This is a genomic window from Mycobacterium sp. NPDC006124 (assembly GCF_040614235.1).
In the GTDB taxonomy this organism is placed as follows: Bacteria; Actinomycetota; Actinomycetes; order Mycobacteriales; family Mycobacteriaceae; genus Mycobacterium.
The window spans coordinates 61897-80251 of record NZ_JBEXUA010000016.1 but is presented as its reverse complement, the minus strand read 5'-3'; the positions used below and the strand labels follow the sequence as shown (position 1 = coordinate 80251).

General features: G+C 67.3%; 17 protein-coding genes. 13 read left to right on the top strand and 4 right to left on the bottom strand.

What is annotated here, in order from left to right:
• Positions 1–83: 83 nt before the first annotated feature.
• From ABZ195_RS24760 to ABZ195_RS24735, 6 genes are all read left to right on the top strand, one after another.
• On the top strand, positions 84–596 hold the full coding sequence (locus ABZ195_RS24760) for a general stress protein (protein ID WP_355222450.1): 513 nt from the start codon (positions 84–86) through the stop codon (positions 594–596).
• A 186-nt stretch (positions 597–782) separates the two neighbouring features.
• A complete protein-coding gene (locus ABZ195_RS24755) occupies positions 783–2180 on the top strand; it encodes an ABC transporter substrate-binding protein (protein WP_355222448.1) in 1398 nt (465 codons plus the stop codon).
• Complete coding sequence (locus ABZ195_RS24750) at positions 2177–3070, top strand: sugar ABC transporter permease (RefSeq protein WP_355222446.1); 894 nt, start codon at positions 2177–2179, stop codon at positions 3068–3070. The genes ABZ195_RS24755 and ABZ195_RS24750 overlap by 4 nt, the downstream gene beginning before the upstream one ends.
• 8 nt (positions 3071–3078) lie before the next feature.
• On the top strand, positions 3079–3903 hold the full coding sequence (locus tag ABZ195_RS24745) for a carbohydrate ABC transporter permease (RefSeq protein ID WP_355222541.1): 825 nt from the start codon (positions 3079–3081) through the stop codon (positions 3901–3903).
• A 3-nt stretch (positions 3904–3906) separates the two neighbouring features.
• Positions 3907–5079 (top strand): sn-glycerol-3-phosphate ABC transporter ATP-binding protein UgpC, encoded by a 1173-nt coding sequence (gene ugpC, locus ABZ195_RS24740; RefSeq protein WP_355222444.1) that lies wholly within the window; start codon positions 3907–3909, stop codon positions 5077–5079.
• Entirely contained in the window at positions 5076–5669 is a 594-nt protein-coding gene (locus tag ABZ195_RS24735; protein WP_355222443.1) for a suppressor of fused domain protein, read from the top strand. Before ugpC ends, ABZ195_RS24735 begins: the two co-directional genes overlap by 4 nt.
• Before the next feature lie 9 nt (positions 5670–5678).
• Here ABZ195_RS24735 and corA read toward each other — a convergent pair whose 3' ends face one another.
• Entirely contained in the window at positions 5679–6782 is a 1104-nt protein-coding gene (gene corA, locus ABZ195_RS24730; RefSeq protein WP_355222441.1) for a magnesium/cobalt transporter CorA, read from the bottom strand.
• A 140-nt stretch (positions 6783–6922) separates the two neighbouring features.
• Here corA and ABZ195_RS24725 point away from each other — a divergent pair, with 140 nt between their 5' ends.
• Positions 6923–7753 carry a glycine betaine ABC transporter substrate-binding protein gene (locus tag ABZ195_RS24725; protein ID WP_355222539.1) on the top strand — a complete coding sequence of 277 codons (831 nt, stop codon included), beginning with the start codon at positions 6923–6925 and terminating at the stop codon, positions 7751–7753.
• 2 nt (positions 7754–7755) lie between these two features.
• Here the strand turns inward: ABZ195_RS24725 and ABZ195_RS24720 are convergent, their stop codons facing one another.
• Positions 7756–8586 (bottom strand): SDR family NAD(P)-dependent oxidoreductase, encoded by an 831-nt coding sequence (locus ABZ195_RS24720; RefSeq protein WP_355222439.1) that lies wholly within the window; start codon positions 8584–8586, stop codon positions 7756–7758.
• 124 nt (positions 8587–8710) lie between these two features.
• Between ABZ195_RS24720 and ABZ195_RS24715 the strand changes: the two genes are divergently transcribed.
• The 5 genes from ABZ195_RS24715 to ABZ195_RS24695 all read left to right on the top strand — a co-directional run bounded on the left by ABZ195_RS24715 (position 8711) and on the right by ABZ195_RS24695 (position 13114).
• A complete protein-coding gene (locus ABZ195_RS24715; protein WP_355222537.1) occupies positions 8711–9067 on the top strand; it encodes a DUF732 domain-containing protein in 357 nt (118 codons plus the stop codon).
• 289 nt (positions 9068–9356) lie between these two features.
• Positions 9357–10868 carry a DHA2 family efflux MFS transporter permease subunit gene (locus ABZ195_RS24710; protein ID WP_355222437.1) on the top strand — a complete coding sequence of 504 codons (1512 nt, stop codon included), beginning with the start codon at positions 9357–9359 and terminating at the stop codon, positions 10866–10868.
• A gap of 59 nt (positions 10869–10927) precedes the next feature.
• Entirely contained in the window at positions 10928–11443 is a 516-nt protein-coding gene (locus ABZ195_RS24705) for an SRPBCC family protein (RefSeq protein ID WP_355222436.1), read from the top strand.
• 94 nt (positions 11444–11537) lie between these two features.
• Positions 11538–11888 carry a YciI family protein gene (locus ABZ195_RS24700; RefSeq protein ID WP_355222434.1) on the top strand — a complete coding sequence of 117 codons (351 nt, stop codon included), beginning with the start codon at positions 11538–11540 and terminating at the stop codon, positions 11886–11888.
• Positions 11885–13114, top strand: a complete 1230-nt coding sequence (locus ABZ195_RS24695; protein WP_355222433.1) for a sigma-70 family RNA polymerase sigma factor — start codon at positions 11885–11887, stop codon at positions 13112–13114. The genes ABZ195_RS24700 and ABZ195_RS24695 overlap by 4 nt, the downstream gene beginning before the upstream one ends.
• Before the next feature lie 2 nt (positions 13115–13116).
• On the opposite strand, the gene ABZ195_RS24690 is transcribed toward ABZ195_RS24695, so the two are convergent.
• Positions 13117–13551: a hypothetical protein gene (locus ABZ195_RS24690; RefSeq protein WP_355222431.1), complete on the bottom strand. Its 435-nt coding sequence runs from the start codon at positions 13549–13551 to the stop codon at positions 13117–13119.
• 242 nt (positions 13552–13793) lie between these two features.
• Here ABZ195_RS24690 and ABZ195_RS24685 point away from each other — a divergent pair, with 242 nt between their 5' ends.
• The gene (locus ABZ195_RS24685; RefSeq protein WP_355222429.1) at positions 13794–14375 is read left to right on the top strand and encodes a TetR-like C-terminal domain-containing protein; all 582 of its coding nucleotides are present in this window, start codon (positions 13794–13796) and stop codon (positions 14373–14375) included.
• A 97-nt stretch (positions 14376–14472) separates the two neighbouring features.
• On the opposite strand, the gene ABZ195_RS24680 is transcribed toward ABZ195_RS24685, so the two are convergent.
• Positions 14473–18237, bottom strand: coding sequence for a multifunctional oxoglutarate decarboxylase/oxoglutarate dehydrogenase thiamine pyrophosphate-binding subunit/dihydrolipoyllysine-residue succinyltransferase subunit (locus ABZ195_RS24680; protein WP_355222427.1), 3765 nt, complete (start codon positions 18235–18237; stop codon positions 14473–14475).
• Between the last annotated feature and the right edge of the window lie 118 nt (positions 18238–18355).

Genomic DNA, 18355 nt, shown 5'->3' with positions numbered 1-18355 from the left:
TCATCGGGTACCTCGAACGTTGAGAATGGCAGGAGGGATCACCCTCGACCACGACCCGATACGACAGAACGAGGACACAGACGATGACGAACCCACTTCAGAATCCGGGGCGGGCTGGGCAGAACCAGGGCCGTGGAGGATTCGCTTCGCTTCCGACTCCGCCCAAGGGCTGGCCCATCGCCTCCTACCCGACCTATGCCGAGGCGCAGCGCGCCGTCGACCACCTCTCCGACCAAGAGTTCCCGGTGCAGCAGGTGACGATCGTGGGCGTGGACCTCATGCAGGTCGAGCGCGTCACCGGCCGGCTCACCTGGCCACGCGTGCTCGGCGGCGGCGCGTTGACGGGCGCGTGGTTGGGTCTGTTCATCGGACTCGTCCTCGGATTCTTCGGTCCGAGTCCGTGGGGATCGCTGATCGCGGGGCTGATCGCGGGCGTGTTCTTCGGGCTGATCACATCGGGGCTGCAGTACGCGATGGCGCGGGGCACAAGAGATTTCAGCTCGACGATGCAGTTGGTTGCCGGGCGCTACGACGTGCTGTGCGATCCCCAGAGCGCCGAGCAGGGCCGGGATCTGTTGGCGCGCTTGACCATCTAGGGTCACGCGGCGCCGCGCGCCCACCCGCCGGTGATAACGCACGAAGGTTGCCGGAGCATCACGATCGAGACGCGATGGTGCAGAAGTGTTGCGCATCGCTCGTAACTCGCTCTACGGTTCGAGCGCGGGACGGTCCCGCCCGAAGCTGCCCCGGCGGCGACCTCGGGGATGCGGACGGGAGACGGTGTGCGGGTTGGGCGGCTGGGCGCTGCGGCGTTGGCTGGACTGACGGCCGCGTCACTCGTTTCGGCTTGCGGTGCTGCCAGCGGCGGCATCGTCGTCAATTACTACACCCCCGCCAACGAGATGGCGACCTTCACCGCGGTCGCGAAGCGGTGCAACGACGAGCTCGGCGGCCGCTTCACCATCAAGCAGATCAGTCTCCCCAAGGGTGCCGACGATCAGCGGCTTCAGCTGGCGCGCCGGCTGACGGGCAACGACGCGTCGCTCGACGTCATGGCTCTCGACGTCGTCTGGACCGCCGAGTTCGCCGAGGCGGGTTGGGCATTGCCGTTGTCGGACGATCCGGCCGGCCAAGCCGAGGCCGACGCCCGGGCCGACACGCTGCCCGGACCGCTGCAGACGGCCACGTGGCACGACCAGCTCTACGCCTCGCCCATCACCACCAACACCCAATTGCTGTGGTATCGGGCCGATTTGATGCCCAGCCCGCCGCAGACCTGGGACGACATGATCAGTGAGGCGACCCGCCTGCACGACGAGGGCAAGCCGAGCTGGATAGCGTTGCAGGCCAAGCAGTACGAAGGCCTGGTCGTCTGGTTCAACACGCTGCTGGCCAGCGCCGGCGGCCAAGTGCTCTCCGACGACGGCAAGACCGTCACGCTCACCGACACCCCCGAACACCGGGCGGCCACGGTGAAGGCCCTGCAGATCATCAAGGCCGTCGCCACCGCGCCGGGGGCCGATCCGTCGATCACCCAGACCGACGAGGCCTCTGCGCGACTTGCTCTCGAGCAGGGCAAGGCCGCCCTGGAGGTCAACTGGCCGTTCGTCCTTCCGTCGATGCTCGAGAACGCCGTCAAGGGTGGCGTGCCCTTCCTGCCGCTCGACGAACGCGACGACCTCAAGGGCAGCATCGACGACCTCGGGACGTTCAAGCCCAGCGACGAACAGTTCGACGCCGCCTACGACGCCAGCAAGGCGGTGTTCGGGTTCGCCAACTATCCCGGCGTCGTGCCCGGGCAGCAGGCCAAGGTGACACTTGGCGGCCTCAACCTCGCGGTGGGCAAGAACACCCGGCATCGCGCCGAGGCGTTCGAGGCGATCCGCTGCCTGCGCAACGTCGAGAATCAGCGGTACACCTCCGTCGAAGGTGGCCTGCCCGCCGTCCGCACGTCGCTGTACGACGACCCCGAGTTCCAGAAGAAGTATCCGCAGTACGCCATCATTCGGGACCAGCTGACCAACGCCGCCGTACGGCCCGCCACGCCGGTCTACCAGTCGGTGTCGACCCGGATCTCGGCGACGCTCGCCCCGATCACCGGCATCGACCCGGAGCGCACCGCCGACGAACTGGCCGAACAGGTGCAGAAGGCCATCGACGGCAAGGGCCTGATCCCGTGACCGCTCCCGCGCAGGACGACCGCAAATCCGAACGCCGCCTGGCGTTCTGGTTGATCAGTCCCGCCGTCGTGCTCATGCTGGCGGTGACCGCCTATCCGATCGTGTACGCCGTGTGGCTCAGCCTGCAGCGCTACAACCTGGCGGCGCCCAACGACACCGCGTTCGTCTGGTTCGACAACTACGCGACCATTCTCGGTGACCGGTACTGGTGGACGGCCTTTGGCGTCACGCTGGCGATCACCGTCGTCTCGGTGGCCATCGAGTTCGTGCTCGGCATGGCGCTCGCCTTGGTGATGCACCGCACGATCTTCGGCAAGGGCGTCGTCCGCACGGCCATCCTGATTCCCTACGGCATCGTCACCGTGGCCGCGTCCTACAGCTGGTACTACGCGTGGACCCCGGGCACCGGCTATCTGGCCAACCTGCTGCCCGCCGGTGTGGCCCCCCTGACCGAGCAGATCCCGTCCCTGGCCATCGTGGTGCTCGCCGAGGTGTGGAAGACGACCCCCTTCATGGCGCTGCTGTTGCTGGCCGGTCTGGCCCTGGTGCCCCAGGACCTGCTCAACGCGGCCCAGATGGACGGCGCCGGCGCGTGGAAGCGGCTGACCAAGGTGATCCTGCCGCTCATCAAGCCGGCGATCCTGGTGGCCCTGCTGTTCCGCACACTGGACGCGTTCCGGATCTTCGACAACGTCTACGTGTTGACCGGCGGCGCGAACGACACCGGATCGGTGTCGATCCTGGGCTATGACAACCTGTTCAAGGCCTTCAACCTCGGACTTGGTTCGGCCATCAGCGTTCTCATCTTCCTGACCGTCGCGGTGATCGCGTTCGTCTACGTCAAGCTGTTCGGGGCGGCGGCACCCGGTGCCGACCAGGAGTCCCGATGAGTGAACGGGTGAGCCCGCGTCGCGCCACCGGGTGGATCGTCGTCAACGTCCTGGTCGTCCTCTATGCGCTGTTCCCGGTGCTGTGGATCCTGTCGCTGTCGCTCAAACCCACCTCGACGGTCAAGGACGGCAACTTCATTCCGACGCAGGTGACGTTCGACAACTACAAGGCGATCTTCCAGGGCAACACGTTCAGCTCGGCTCTGGTCAACTCCATCGGCATCGGGCTCATCACCACGGTGATCGCCGTCGTCGTCGGCGGCATGGCCGCCTACGCGATCGCCAGGCTGGCGTTCCCGGGCAAGCGGGTGCTGGTGGGAGTCGCGCTGCTGATCGCGATGTTCCCCCAGATCTCGCTGGTGACACCGCTGTTCAACATCGAACGCTCGATCGGGTTGTTCGACACCTGGCCCGGGCTCGTCATCCCGTACATCACGTTCGCCCTTCCGCTGGCCATCTACACCATGTCGGCGTTCTTCAAGGAGATCCCGTGGGATCTGGAGAAGGCGGCGAAGATGGACGGCGCCACGCCGTGGCAGGCGTTCAGCAAGGTGGTCGCCCCGCTCGCGGCGCCGGGTATCGTGACCGCGGCCATCCTGGTGTTCATCTTCGCGTGGAACGACCTGTTGCTGGCGTTGTCGCTGACCGCGACGCAACGGGCCATCACCGCGCCCGTGGCGATCGCGAACTTCACGGGCAGTTCACAATTCGAGGAGCCGACCGGATCGATTGCCGCGGGCGCGATGGTCATCACGGTGCCGATCGTCGTCTTCGTACTCATCTTCCAACGACGTATCGTCGCCGGGCTGACGTCCGGCGCGGTGAAGGGGTAGGCCATGGCCGAGATCGTGTTGGACCGCGTCGCGAAGAGCTACGCCGGAGGCGCGCCGGCGGTGAAGGACCTGTCCATCACCATCGCCGACGGCGAGTTCATCATCCTGGTCGGCCCGTCGGGATGCGGAAAGTCCACGACGCTGAACATGATCGCCGGGTTGGAGGACATCACCTCCGGTGAGTTGCGCATCGGGGGCGACCGCGTCAACGAGAAGGCCGCCAAGGACCGCGACATCGCGATGGTCTTCCAGTCCTACGCGCTCTACCCCCACATGACGGTGCGCCAGAACATCGCCTTCCCCCTCGTGTTGGCGAAGATGGCCAAGGCCGACGTCGCGGCCAAGGTCGAGGAGACCGCCAGGATCCTCGACCTGACCGAACTGCTCGATCGCAAGCCCGGGCAACTCTCCGGCGGTCAGCGGCAGCGCGTCGCGATGGGACGTGCAATCGTCCGCAGCCCCAAGGCCTTTCTGATGGACGAGCCGTTGAGCAACCTCGACGCGAAGCTGCGGGTGCAGATGCGGGCCGAGATCGCACGGCTGCAGAACCGGTTGGGCACCACCACCGTCTACGTCACCCACGACCAGACCGAGGCCATGACGCTCGGCGACCGCGTCGTGGTGATGCTCGCCGGGGTGGCTCAGCAGATCGGCACGCCCGACGAGCTCTACCACCGACCGGCCAACCTGTTCGTCGCCGGCTTCATCGGGTCCCCGTCGATGAACTTCTTCCCGGCCACGTTGACCGACGTCGGGGTGCGGTTGCCCTTCGGCGAGGTCACCCTGACCACCGAGGTCCACGACATGCTGGCGCGGCATCCCAAGCCCCGCAACGTGATCGCCGGTGTGCGGCCCGAGCACATCGACGACGCGGCGCTGATCGACACTTATGCCCGCATCAAGGCGCTGACCTTCGAGGTCACGGTCGACCTCGTCGAGTCGCTCGGGTCCGACAAGTACGTCCACTTCCACACCGAGGGTGAGGGCGCCCAGGCCGCTCAGCTCGCGGAGCTGAGCACGGAGTCCGGCATCGGTGCCAACCAGTTCGTGGCACGCGTTCCCGCCGAGACGAAGGCCGTTGCCGGGCAGCCGGCCGAGCTGGCCTTCGACACCTCGAAGCTGACGCTGTTCGACGCGGACACCGGCGCGAACCTGTCCATCCCGCCCGCCGAGTGACCGACGTACTCGCCGCGGTCCGCGCCCGGCTGGCCGAGCACTTCGACCGCATTGGCGCCGGAGGTGAACCGACCGTCGCCAGCGTCACCTTCCTCGGTGCCGAGTCGATCGACGTGCTGCGCTTCGGGCCGGATCCCGACGGCACCATGCACCACGTGTCGCTGGGCTGTTCCCGACACGCGATGCTCGACCCGACCTCGATGGTCGTCGACTCGACGAGCGGTCCGCGTGCCGAAGTCGTAGTGGCGCTTCGTGGTTCGACTCCGGCGGGACTGGCTCGCTCGATCGCCGTCGTCGCGGCGGCACCGGCGGTCGAGGGTCTCGTGCTGGTGCCGGATGCCCTGGTCGACCTCGAGACGCCACTGTGGGAGGGTGCGCCGTTCACGGCGGTGCTGCTGGGTCCCGGCGACGTCGACGACGTGGAACTGCCGCCCCCCTTCGAGCCGGTGCGGATCCTGTCGGCGATCCCGATCACGCCGACGGAGGCGGCCTGGGTGCGGCTCAAGGGTGCCGAGGCGATGCGGGAGGCCTGGAGGGTCGACGGGGTCGACGTTCGGGACCAACGGCGGCGGGCGGCCAGCCCGAGCTGAGTCAGTCGGTCACAGCCAGTGGTTGCGACGGAAGGTGAAGTACAGGCCCGAACACACCGTCGCCATGATCAGCAGCACCATGGGGTAGCCGAAGGTCCAGGCCAGCTCGGGCATGTGCTCGAAGTTCATCCCGTAGATACCGGCGATCGCGGTCGGAACGGCCGCGATCGCCACCCACGCCGAGATCTTGCGCATGTCCATGTTCTGCTGCATCGACACCTTGCCGACGGCGGCCTGCACCAGCGAGCTGAGCACCTCGTCGTAGCTGGCGATGCGGTCCGAGGCCTGGGTGTTGTGGTCGACGACGTCGCGGATGTAGCGCCGGACCTCCTTGGAGATGAGGTCGTTGTGATCGGTGCCAAGGCGTTGTAGCGCGAGGTTCAGCGGGCCCACCGCCCGCCGCATCTCGACGACCTCCCGCTTGAGCAGGTAGATGTGCTCGATGTCGGTCTCGGAGGTGGGGGAGAAGACGTTCTCCTCCATCGCGTCGATGTCGGTCTCGACGAGGTCGGTGACCTCTAGGTAGTGGTCCACGACGTGGTCGGCGATCGCGTGCAGCACCGCATACGGCCCCAGCGCACAGTTGGCCGGGGTGGCGTCCATGCGCTTGCGCACGGTGGCCAGGCCACCGTGGTCGCCGTGGCGGACCGTCACGACGAAGTCCGGGCCGACGAAGATCATGATCTCGCCGGTCTCGACGATCTCCCTGGCCTTCGCCACCGATTCGTGCTCGACGTACATGATGGTCTTGAGCACCAGGAACAAGGTGTTGTCGTAACGCTCCAGCTTGGGCCGCTGGTGGGCGTGCACGGCGTCCTCGACGGCGAGTTCGTGAAGGCCGAACACGTCGGCGACGGCCTGCATCTGGCGGTCGTCGGGTTCGTGCAGTCCGATCCAGACGAAGGCCTTCACCTCCTCGCGCTGAAGCTCCCTGACCTTGGCCAGCGCCGCGGCGTGGGTGTACTTGCCGGGCAGGCGCCCACCGTCGGCGTAGACGCCGCAGTCCACCATCGCCCTGGCGACCGGGACGTGGATCGAACTGGCATCCGGCTCGGACGTCCGCCGGTTGGGCGGACGCAGCATCGACGGCTGCAAGGCACGAAAAGACGGCACGAACGTCCTCCCCTCGGCGGGCGGAGCAGCTCCGTTGAGCCCCGAATTGACCGCTGCGAATCGTACGCCCAAAGCCTGTGTGGCGGGCCGACGCGGACGGTCGGCGGCCGGCGGTCGTGAAGTAGCCTGGCGCGGTGGTCTTGGCACGGGTGGCGGCGCTGCTCGCCGTGCTGGTGGTCGCCGCGTGCGGCAATTCGACGCCGGCGACGTCGCTGGCCGTCGGGACCGGGCCGGACGCCGTCACCACTCTGCTCGCCCACCTCTACGCGGCAGCGCTGCGGTCCTACGGCAGCGCGGCTCACGTCGAGCAGGGTCCCGATCCCCTGGCCGAACTCGACACCGGCGACGTCGAAGTGGCGCCGGGTTTCACCGGACGGCTGCTGGTCCGCTTCGATCCCGATGCGACGGCGCGCGCACCCGAACAGGTCTACCGCTCGATGATCTCGGCGCTGCCGGAGGGCATCGGCGCCGGCGACTACGCGCAGTCCGCGCAGGACAAACCCGCGCTGGCGGTCACCGAGGCGACGGCCCGCACGTGGGGTGGCCGCGACGTCGCGGCGGTGGCCCGTCGCTGCCCGGGGCTGACGGTCGGCAAGGTCGCCGGTGCCCCCGCCCCGACGGCGGTGGCGACGTGCCGGCTGCCCGCGGCCGTCGAATTCCCCACGGCCGCAGCGTTGGTGGCAGCCCTGCGATCGGGCCGGGTCGTCGCGGCGTGGACGTCGACCGCGGTGCCGCAGACTCCCGACGACGTCGTGGTCCTCAGTGACGAGACCTCGGCCATTCGCGCCGAGAACGTGGTGCCGCTGTATCGGCGCAACGAGCTCGACGAGCGGCAAGTGCTGGCGCTCAACGAGATTGCCGGCGAGCTGGACACCGGCTCACTGGCCGACATGCTGGGCAAGGTGGCCAAGGGTGCCGAACCCGGTGCGGTCGCCGAGGACTGGCTCTCGGCGCATCCGCTGGGCCACTAGCCCTAGTGGACGTTGGGCAGGGCCCTCGAGATCGCCGAGGAGAACAGTCGCTGGTAGCCCGAGCCGGTGAGACGCACGATGACGTCGAGCACCTTGGCGTCGGCGCCGACGAGCACGCGGGGCTTGTTCTTGCGCACGGCCTCGAGGATGATCTTCGCCGCCTTCTCCGGTGAGGTGTAGGCCAGCTTCTTGTCGAACACCTTCGCGAGTTCTTGGGCGTCGATGCCCTCGGCCGCGGTGGCGTTGCGGGCGATGGCGGTCTTGATGCCACCGGGATGCACCGTGGTCACCTTCACGGGACGCTTGCCGGAGATCATCTCCTGGCGCAGCGCCTCGGTGAACCCGCGCACCGCGAACTTGGCCGCGTTGTAGGCGGCTTGGCCGGGCACCGCGAAGATGCCGAAGAGGCTCGAGACGTTGACCACGTGCCCGTCGCCGGACTCGATGAGGTGCGGCAGGAAGGCCTTCGTGCCGTTGACGACGCCCCAGAAGTCGACGTCCATCACGCGTTCGATGTCCTTGTACGAGCTGACCTCGACGTCGCCGGTGTAGGCGATGCCGGCGTTGTTGTAGATCTGGTTGACCTTGCCGAAGTGCGCCTTGACGGCGTCGGCGTACAACTCGAACGCCTCGCGCTCGGTGACGTCGAGGCGGTCGGCCTTGACTGGCGCCCCAATCGCCTTGAGCCGAGCCTCGGTCACGGCCAGACCCTCGACGTCGACGTCGCTGATGGCGACCTTGGCCCCCGAGCGGCCAAGCTCGATGGCCAGTGCCTGGCCGATGCCCGACCCGGCGCCCGTGACGACGGCGACCTTACCGGCGAAGCCCTCCATGAACACTCCCTCGTCTCGCGTATCGAACTGGCGTCGACCTTAAACGGTACCGACGGTATCGACCGCGCCGGGTAACGGATGCCACCTCCGATGCGAAGGACGACTCGTGAACCGCTTCCACAGAATGACCGTTGCGTCGCTGGCCGCGTCCGTAACGATCATGGGTGCCGCGAGCACGCTGGCCGCTCCCGCCGGGGCCGACACCGGTGCCGACGCATTCCTCGGCGCGCTCACGTCGTCCGGCTTCGGAGCCGTCGATCCGACGACCGCGGTGTCGGTCGGCCAGTCGGTCTGCCCGATGCTGTCCGAGCCGGGACAGCAGGTGGCGAACGTGGCGGCGAACGTGTCCGACGCACTTGGGAAGCCACTGGGACCCGCGACCATGTTCACCGGTATTGCCATTTCGATGTTCTGCCCGGCGGCGGTCGCGTCCCTGGTCAACGGGCAGACCCCGATCCCGCTGGCGATGCTCGGCATCTAGTTGGAACGAGGGACTGGTTCGGTGACTCCGACGGTCAGTTAACTGACGAGTAGGGAACTGGCACGGGTTGACCACGACCCACTCGACACGGAGTCGCACCTACCTGGACGCCAGGTCATTGTGCGCTCTCGACGCACAACCCGTCGTCACCCGATCGACCGCATGTTGACAGCAATAACATCGGGTGCCATGCTCGCAATGTTACTTCTGTCAACATTACGGCGGTAGATTCGTGACCACTGAGATTCCCAAGCACCCCTCCGATGGTGTGGACTCATCTTCCAAAATCGTGCGGCCCGCGCTGGTACTGACCGTGGTGCTCATCGCGGCACTGGCCATCAACGTGGAGACCACGATCGTGAACGTCGCTCTGCCAACCCTGAATTCGGAACTCAACGCATCGACGCGCGGGTTGCAGTGGATCGTCGACGCGTACAACCTCGCATTCGCCGCGCTGGTTCTGGCTGGCGGCACGGCCGGCGACAAGTTCGGCAGACGCGGCACGCTGATCACCGGACTCGCGCTCTTCGTGGCGAGCAGTATCGGCGCCGCGTCGTGCACGTCGACCGAAGCGTTGATCGGCATGCGCTTGGTGATGGGGATCGCCGCGGCGTTGATCTACCCGACCACGCTGGCGATCATCACCGAGACCTTTCGCGACCCCAAGCAACGCGCCGCCGCGATCGGAATATGGGGTGCCGTTACCGGGTTTGGCGTCGCGCTCGGACCGATCCTCGGCGGGGCCCTACTCGAATCATTTTGGTGGGGAAGCCTTTTCCTGGCCCTAGCCCCCATCGCCTTGGTTGCCGCCGCAGGCGCCGTGCTATTCCTGCCCGGCTCTTCAGCGACGGAGCCGGGCGCCCGCGTCGACCGCGGTGGCCTCCTGCTGTCCGTCGTGATGCTCGGCGCGTTGGTCTACACCATCATCGAGGCACCCGAACGCGGCTGGACGGCATCCCGGTCGCTGCTTGGGTTCGGCGTCGCGCTGACGGCAGCGGCCGCGTTCGTCTGGTGGGAACGACGCCAGCGCGACCCACTGATCGACGTCAGCTTGTTCGCCAACCTGCGGTTCAGTGCGGCCAGCGGCGCGGTCACCGTCGCGTTCTTCGCGCTGTTCGGCTTCATCTTCCTCATCACCCAGTTCTTCCAGCTATTGCAGGGGTACGGGCCCCTGGAGACCGGTGTGCGCATCCTGCCGGTGGCGTTGTCGATCGCGGTGGGATCCGTTCTCGGCACCCAGCTGGCCGTGACCCGTCTCGGCACCAAGGTGGTGGTGTTCAGTGGCCTGCTCATGCTCGCCGCGGCGTTCGCCTGGGTTACCACGATCCAAGTAGACGTGTCCTACCTCCAGGTTGCGGCGCAGATGGTGCTCCTCGGCGGCGGCCTCGGCTTGACGACCGCGCCAGCAACGGATTCGATCATGGGGGTGGTCAGACCTGAGCAGGCCGGCGCCGGGTCGGCGGTCAACGACGCAACTCGTCAGATTGGCGGCACGCTCGGCGTGGCCGTGGTCGGCAGCATCTTCGCCACGCTGTACGTCCGCCAGCTCGCCGAGAGCGAGGTCCTTCGCACGGCCCCGGCTGCCGCCGAGGCCACCGCCCGCGAGGGATTGGCCCAGGGCCTGCAGGTGGCAGCTCAATCTCCGCCGTCGGTCGCCGGCGCGCTGCGCGACACGGTCAGCGATGCGTTCATCACCGGACTGCACGCCGGCTGCCTGACCGCCGCCGCGGTGTGCCTGGTCGGCGCGTTCTTCGTGCTCGCCGTCCTGCCCGCGCACCCCGCCGAGGCGGTGCGGGCATGAGCAAACGCAGCCTGGTTCGGCACATGGGCGCTCGTCACCGAAGCCAGTTACGTCCCAGCGTGAGCGTGAGCGTGCACGTCGCGGCGCCGGCTCCGCTGGTGTGGACATTGGTATCCGACATGGAACTGCTGCCGAGATTCAGTGACGAATTGCAGTCGGCTCGCTGGATCGACGGCGCCTCGGCTCGGGTCGGAGCGCAGTTCGCCGGCACCAACACCCATCCGTTGATGGGAACGTGGACGACGCATTCGCGCATCGTGGAGTGCGATGAGCCGAGGTGTCTGGCGTGGGCGGTGGGCAATCCCGAGAAGCCAGCCGCAACATGGCGTTTCGACCTAGACGCTGTCGGCGCCGAGACGGACCTCCGCTACACGGCGTGCATCGGTCCGGGACGCTCGGGGGTGTCGATGATGGTGGCTCGCGAGCCGCATCGGCGCGATGACATCGTCGCCAGCCGGCTACGCCAGTTCGAGCGCGGCATGACGGCCACCCTCGCTGGAATCAAAGCGCTCGCCGAGTCCGTTTCTCGCTCGGAGGGATGGGCCGGACCTGCTCTCGACGCGGGGAATGTGTGAAATCCCGTATGCGTCAGGTGTCCTTTTCGGCTGCGCTCCGTTCGTCTCCTTGATGAGATCCCAGCACGGGGATCCAACGAATCAAGGAGTAGTCATGCCTCAGTACGCCGCAATCCTCTACACCGCCGACGTCGACTGGTCGGCTCCCGAACGGGCCGCCGAGACGGCCGAATACGGCGAGTTTGGCGTTGCACACGCTGACGCCATCCGCGGCGGTGCCGCGCTCCACCCGACCAGCACCGCGACCACGCTGCGAGTGAACGGCGCCCGTGGTGGGGACGTCGTTCTCAGTGACGGGCCGTACGCCGAGACGAAGGAGGCCCTGACGGGCTTTTACCTCATCGAGGCCGCCGATCTGGACGAGGCACTACGAATCGCCGCCGACATCCCGGCGGCGTGGGGCGGAGCGGTCGAGGTCCGCCCCGTCATCGACTTCGGCGGATGACCCACGTCCCCGATCGGCTCGCCGAGGTGATTCGGACCGAGGGCACGCTCATCCTGGCCACCCTCGTCCGGATCCTCGGCGATCTGCAGATCGCCGAGGACGCCGTGCAGGAGGCGGCGATCCGCGCCCTGCGGCAGTGGCCCGTCAGCGGTGTACCCGACTCGCCTCGGGCCTGGCTGACCGTGACGGCGAAGCGCGCCGCCATCGACGCGCTGCGCCGTGAATCCGTCCGAACCAGCAGGGAGCGTGACGCGGTGCACCTGGACTTCGACGAACCGTCGGAGCAAGTCCTGCGCGACGACATGCTCAGGCTCATCTTCACCTGCGCTCATCCTGCGTTGTCGCTGGAATCCAGGGTCGTACTCGCGCTGCGCACGCTGTGCGGGCTCAGCACCACCGAACTCGCCGTGGTGCTGCTCACCACGGAATCCGCTGTCGCCAAACGGCTCACGCGAACCAGAACGAAGATCGCCCGCGCCGGTATCCCGTATGAGATTCCACCTGATGACGAGCTTCCGCAGCGTCTTTCCGCGGTGTGCGCAGTGCTGCACGCCGCCTATACCAGCGCGCACACTGCGTCGGGACGCGCTTGGCTCTCCGACGTCGACGGTTGCCGGGAAGCGATCCGTCTAGCCCGGCTGGTGTGCACGCTGATGCCCGACGAGGCCGCACCGATGGCGGTGCTGTCACTGATGCTGCTCACAGAAGCCCGGCGGAGCGCCCGCACGGACGGCAACGGAGGCCCGGTTCCGTTGGCCGAGCAGAATCGTCACGCATGGGACGCAGCGATGATCGAGCAGGGCCGCATGCTGCTGAACGAATCGCTGCGACGCACCGGCTGCGTAGCCGATCCGTATCAGTTGCAGGCGGCGATCGCTGCCGAGCACGCTGTCGCACCTGGCTACGCCGAGACCGACTGGGCGGAGGTGGTGCGGCTCTACGACCTCCTGGTCGACGTGCACCCGAGTTCCGCCGCGCGGCTGGCGAGAGCGGTGGCAGTCGGCGAGCTGGCCGGACCCGTCGCTGGCTTGACGGAGCTGGCGCACTGCAAGCTCGGGGCCGGTGATCATCGATGGCATGCCGTTCGCGGCGAACTGCTGGCCCGGATGGGTTGTTTCGACGACGCAGTCGCCGCGATGGAGGCGTCCCTGACCAGTGCGGTGAACGCACCGGAGGCGGCCCATCGTCGGCGGCTCATCGCCGAGTGGACTCGACGGGAGCCTTGATGTCAGCGACGGTCATGGCCTGCCAATCCCACGTCTGCACCCGCGTCGTCCTGCGCACGGTTCGTCGGCTCGGCCTGGACGGCGCGCCTGGCTGCGGCCAGACCGAGCAGCGCGAACAGCGCGGCACCTCCACCGCCGCTGACCAGGCTGTAGACCGAGATCCGCCCGCGGGCGAACTCCACCACCGACGATGCCAGGTCCGCGGTGTCGATGCACGCGCCGATCCGGGCCACCGTCGGCACCTGGTCGCCGGGGGCGGCCAACAGTGCAGCGGCGAGGGCGAGCTCGCGGGAGCCGAACAGTCGGGTGACCCACCCGCTGGACACGTCGGGGTCGATGCCAAAGGCCCGTGCGGCCAGATCAGGTGACGTCAGTGACAGCAGGCCCACGGCGAGGCGGAGTCCGCCCAGAAGGTTTTGCGAGAACGATTCACTCATGGACGGAGCGTGCTCGTCGGGGCACTGCCAAATCCATGCCGGTTACTGCCAGATGCTGCCGTTGGTCGTGGACTGGTTGCTCGCCCTGCTTCCTCCGGTGACCTCGGCACTTCGCGCTGCGATGGCGTTAGGGTTGGCATCACCGACGGTTTGAGAGAGGCGCTGTGACAGTTCGACGTTCGCGTGCCACCGCCGACAACTACCACCACGGCAACCTGCGCCAGGCACTCCTCGAGCACGCCGTGGAGCTTGCGCGCATCGGCGGACCGGGCGCGGTGGTGTTGCGCGATGTGCAGCGGATGGCCGGGGTGAGCAATTCCGCGGCGTACCGACACTATGCGGATCGTGTCGCGCTTCTCGCCGCTGTCACCGAGTACGCCTTGACGCAGATCGCCGATGCAATGGTCGCACGAATGAACGCGGTGCCCGCTGGAGGTCCGCGGGCCCAGCGCGCGCTCGACCGCTTGCGCGCCACCGGCCAGGGGTACATCGACTTTGCCCTTGCCGAACCGGGGCTTTTCCGAACGGCTTTCGCACCCGAGGCCTCAGCCCGTGACGGCGGCCAATCGCGGGTCCCCGACGGCGATGGCGAACCGCGCTCCGAACACCATCCGTACCAGATTCTGATCCGGTGCATCGACGATTTGGTGGCCACCGGAGTGCTCCCTCGCGAGCGCCGCGACGGCCTCGACGAAGCCGCGTGGGCCGCCGTCCACGGTCTGTCGACGCTGTTTCTCGACGGACCCCTGCGCGAAGCCGATCCTTCGCGCAAGCAGACCATCGCAGACCGGTTGCTCGACGTCATCGGCGAAGGCCTGCACTAGCCGGCGCCGCTCCGTGTCGGGAACACGCCACGACTGGTGACCGTCCCACCGCGAGCGGCGTGTCGAGACGCGGACACGCACGCTCGCGGCACGAGAACTAGGCGAACGCCTCGTCGATGATCTCCTGTTGCTCGACTGCGTGCACCTTCGACGAACCCGACGACGGCGCCGACATCGCGCGACGAGAGATCCGCTTGATGCCGGTCAGCTTGTCGGGCACCTGCTCGGGCAGCGCGAGGCCGAACGTCGGCCAGGCGCCCTGGTTGGCCGGCTCCTCCTGCACCCAGAAGAACTCCGTGGCGTTCGGGTACTCGTCGAGCGTGGCCCGCAGGCGGCGCTTGGCCAGCGGGTAGAGCTGCTCGATGCGCACGATGCCGACGTCGTCACGACCGTCCTTGGCCTTGCGTGCGGCGAGGTCGTAGTAGATCTTGCCGCTGGTGAGCAGGATCCGCTTGACCTTCGAGCGGTCGCCGTCGCCGTCGGTGTACGTCGGCTCCTCCATGATCGAGCGGAACTTCTGCTCGGTGAAGTCGCGGATGTCGCTGACGGCTTCCTTCTTGCGCAGCATCGACTTCGGGGTGAAGACGATCAGCGGCCGGTGAATGCCGTCCAGCGAGTGCCGGCGCAGCAGATGGAAGTAGTTGGCCGGCGTCGACGGCATCGCCACCGTCATCGACCCCTCGGCGCACACCTGCAGGAATCGCTCGATGCGGCCCGACGTGTGGTCGGGACCCTGGCCCTCGTGGCCGTGCGGCAACAGCAGCACGACGTCGGAGAGCTGACCCCACTTGGCCTCACCGGAGCTGATGAATTCGTCGATGATCGACTGGGCGCCGTTGACGAAGTCGCCGAACTGCGCCTCCCACAACACCATTGCGTCGGGGTTGCCCACGGAGTAGCCGTATTCGAAGCCCACCGCGGCGTACTCCGAGAGCGCCGAGTCGTAGACCATGAACCTGCCGCCGGTCGGTGCGCCCTCCTCGTCGAGCGTCAACAGCTCGAGCGGGGTGAACTCGGCACCGGTCTTGCGGTCAATGATCACCGAGTGCCGCTGGGTGAACGTGCCGCGGCGGGTGTCCTGACCGGTGAGGCGGATCAGCTTGCCCTCCGAGAGCAGACTGCCCAGGGCGAGCAACTCGCCGAACGCCCAGTCGACCTTGCCCTCGTAGGCCATCTCGCGGCGCTTGTCGAGCACCGGCTTGACGCGGGGGTGGACGGTAAAGCCCTCCGGCAGCGCCAGATGCGCGTCGCCAATCCTGGCGAGCAGCGACTTGTCCACCGCGGTACTGAGTTTCGCGGGCAACTGCTGGTCGGCCTCGACGGACTCGCTGGGCTCGATGTCGTGCTTCTCGAGGTCACGGACCTCGTTGAAGACTCGCTCGAGCTGGCCCTGGTAGTCGCGCAGCGCGTCCTCGGCCTCCTTGATGGAGATGTCGCCGCGGCCGATGAGCGCTTCGGTGTAGGTCTTGCGGACGCCACGCTTGGTGTCGATGACGTCGTACATTCCCGGCTGCGTCATCGACGGGTCGTCGCCCTCGTTGTGCCCGCGGCGGCGGTAGCACAGCATGTCGATGATGACGTCCTTGTTGAACTTCTGCCGGAAGTCGACCGCGAGCCGGGCCACCCACGACGCCGCCTCGGGATCGTCGCCGTTGACGTGGAAGATGGGCGCTCCCACCATCTTCGCCACGTCGGTGCAGTACTCCGACGAGCGGGAGTCCAGCGGCGAGGTGGTGAAGCCGATCTGGTTGTTGACGATGATGTGAATGGTGCCGCCGGTGCGGTAGCCGCGCAGGAGTGCGAGGTTCAGCGTCTCGGCCACCACGCCCTGGCCCGCGAAGGCCGCGTCGCCGTGCAGCATCAGCGGGACGACGGAGAACTTCTCGGGGCCGTCGGCGCCGTTGGTCGACTCCACCAGATCCTGCTTGGCGCGCACCAGTCCCTCCAGGACCGGGTCGACGGCCTCGAGGTGACTGGGGTTGGCCACCAGCGAGACGTCGATGTCGTTGTCGCCGAACATCTGCAGGTAGTTGCCGGTGGCGCCGAGGTGGTACTTCACGTCGCCGGAGCCGTGCGCCTGACTCGGGTTCAGGTTGCCCTCGAACTCCGAGAAGATCTGCGAGGCGGGCTTGCCGACGATGTTGGCCAGCACGTTGAGCCGTCCGCGGTGGGGCATGCCGATGACGACCTCGTCGAGGCCGTGTTCGGCGGCCTGGTCGAGCACGGCATCCATCATCGGGATGACGGTCTCGGCGCCCTCGAGCGAGAAGCGCTTCTGCCCAACGTACTTCGTCTGCAGGAACGTCTCGAACGCCTCGGCGGCGTTGAGCTTGCTCAGGATGTACTTCTGCTCGGCGACGGTGAACTTGTCGTGCTTGACCTCGACGCGTTCCTGAATCCACTTCTGCTGCTCGGGTTCCAGGATGTGGGTGTACTCCACGCCGACGTGGCGGCAGTACGCGTCGCGCAGCACCGACAGCACGTCGCGCAGCTTCTTGTACTCGGCGCCGGCGAAGCCGTCGACCTTGAACACCCGGTCGAGGTCCCACAGCGTCAGCCCGTGGGTCAGCACGTCGAGGTCGGGGTGGCTGCGGAATCGCGTCTTGTCCAACCGCAGCGGGTCGATGTCGGCCATCAGGTGACCCCGATTGCGGTATGCCGCAATCAGTTCGATGATCCGCGCGTTCTTGTCGAAGATCGAGTCTGGGTTGTCGGTACGCCAGCGGACGGGCTCGTACGGGATGCCCAGTTCGCGGAAGATCTCGTCGAAGAAGTCGTCGGAGAGAAGAAGCTCGTGGATCTTGCGCAGGAAGTCGCCGGACTCGGCGCCCTGGATGATGCGGTGATCGTAGGTCGAGGTCAGGGTGATGAGCTTGCCCAGGCCCATCTCGGCGATCCGCTCCTCGCTGGCGCCCTGGAACTCGGCGGGGTACTCCATGGCTCCCGCGCCGATGATGGCGCCCTGGCCGCTCATCAACCGAGGCACCGAGTGGACGGTGCCGATGGTGCCCGGGTTGGTCAGCGAGATCGTGACGCCTGCGAAGTCCTCGGCGGTGAGCTTGCCGTCACGCGCCCGGCGCACGATGTCCTCGTAGGCCGCGATGAACTGGCCGAAGCGCATGGTCTCGCAGCGCTTGATGGCGGCGACCACCAGCTGGCGGCCGTTCTTGGTCTGCAGGTCGATCGCGAGACCGAGGTTCGTGTGAGCCGGCGTGACCACGTTCGGCTTGCCGTCGACCTCGGTGAAGTGTCGGTTGAGGTTCGGGAAGCTCTTGATGGCCTGCACGATCGCGTACCCCAGCAGGTGGGTGAAGCTGATCTTGCCGCCGCGGGTGCGCTTGAGGTGGTTGTTGATGACGACGCGGTTGTCGATCATCAGCTTCGCGGGGATGGCCCGCACGCTGGTGGCGGTCGGCACCGTCAGCGAGGCGTTCATGTTCTTCACGACCGCGGCCGACGCGCCACGGATGACCGACACCTGGTCTTCGTCGCCGGCCTTGTCGGCCTCGGCCTTGGCGGGTTCTGCCTTCGGCGTGGCCGGCTCGGCCTTCGGCTTCGGCTGCTGCTTCGGCGCGGGCTTGGACTCGGTCTTCGCCTCGGCCTTGGGCTTCGGCTCGGTCTTCGACTCGGGCTTCGGTGCGGGCTTGGACTCGGTCGTCGTCACGGTCTTCGCGGGAGCCGACCCGTTGCCGTTGGAACTGGCCGAGGGCGGGGAGCTCGACTCGGTCGACGGCTCCGGGGAGTAGTCGACGAGGAATTCGTGCCAACTCGAGTCGACCGACGAGGGATCCTCGCGAAACTTGCGATACATCTCCTCGACAAGCCACTCGTTCTGTCCAAATGGTGAAGGTGAACTGCTCACGGCAGCTACTCGCCTCGATTCCTTCTAACTCCGCGGGCGCGCCGTCTGCCGCTCGCTCTCTCGCCGCATAAAGGCTAGCGCTTCGCTGGCGACCGGCGACGGTCAACGCCCTTACTCA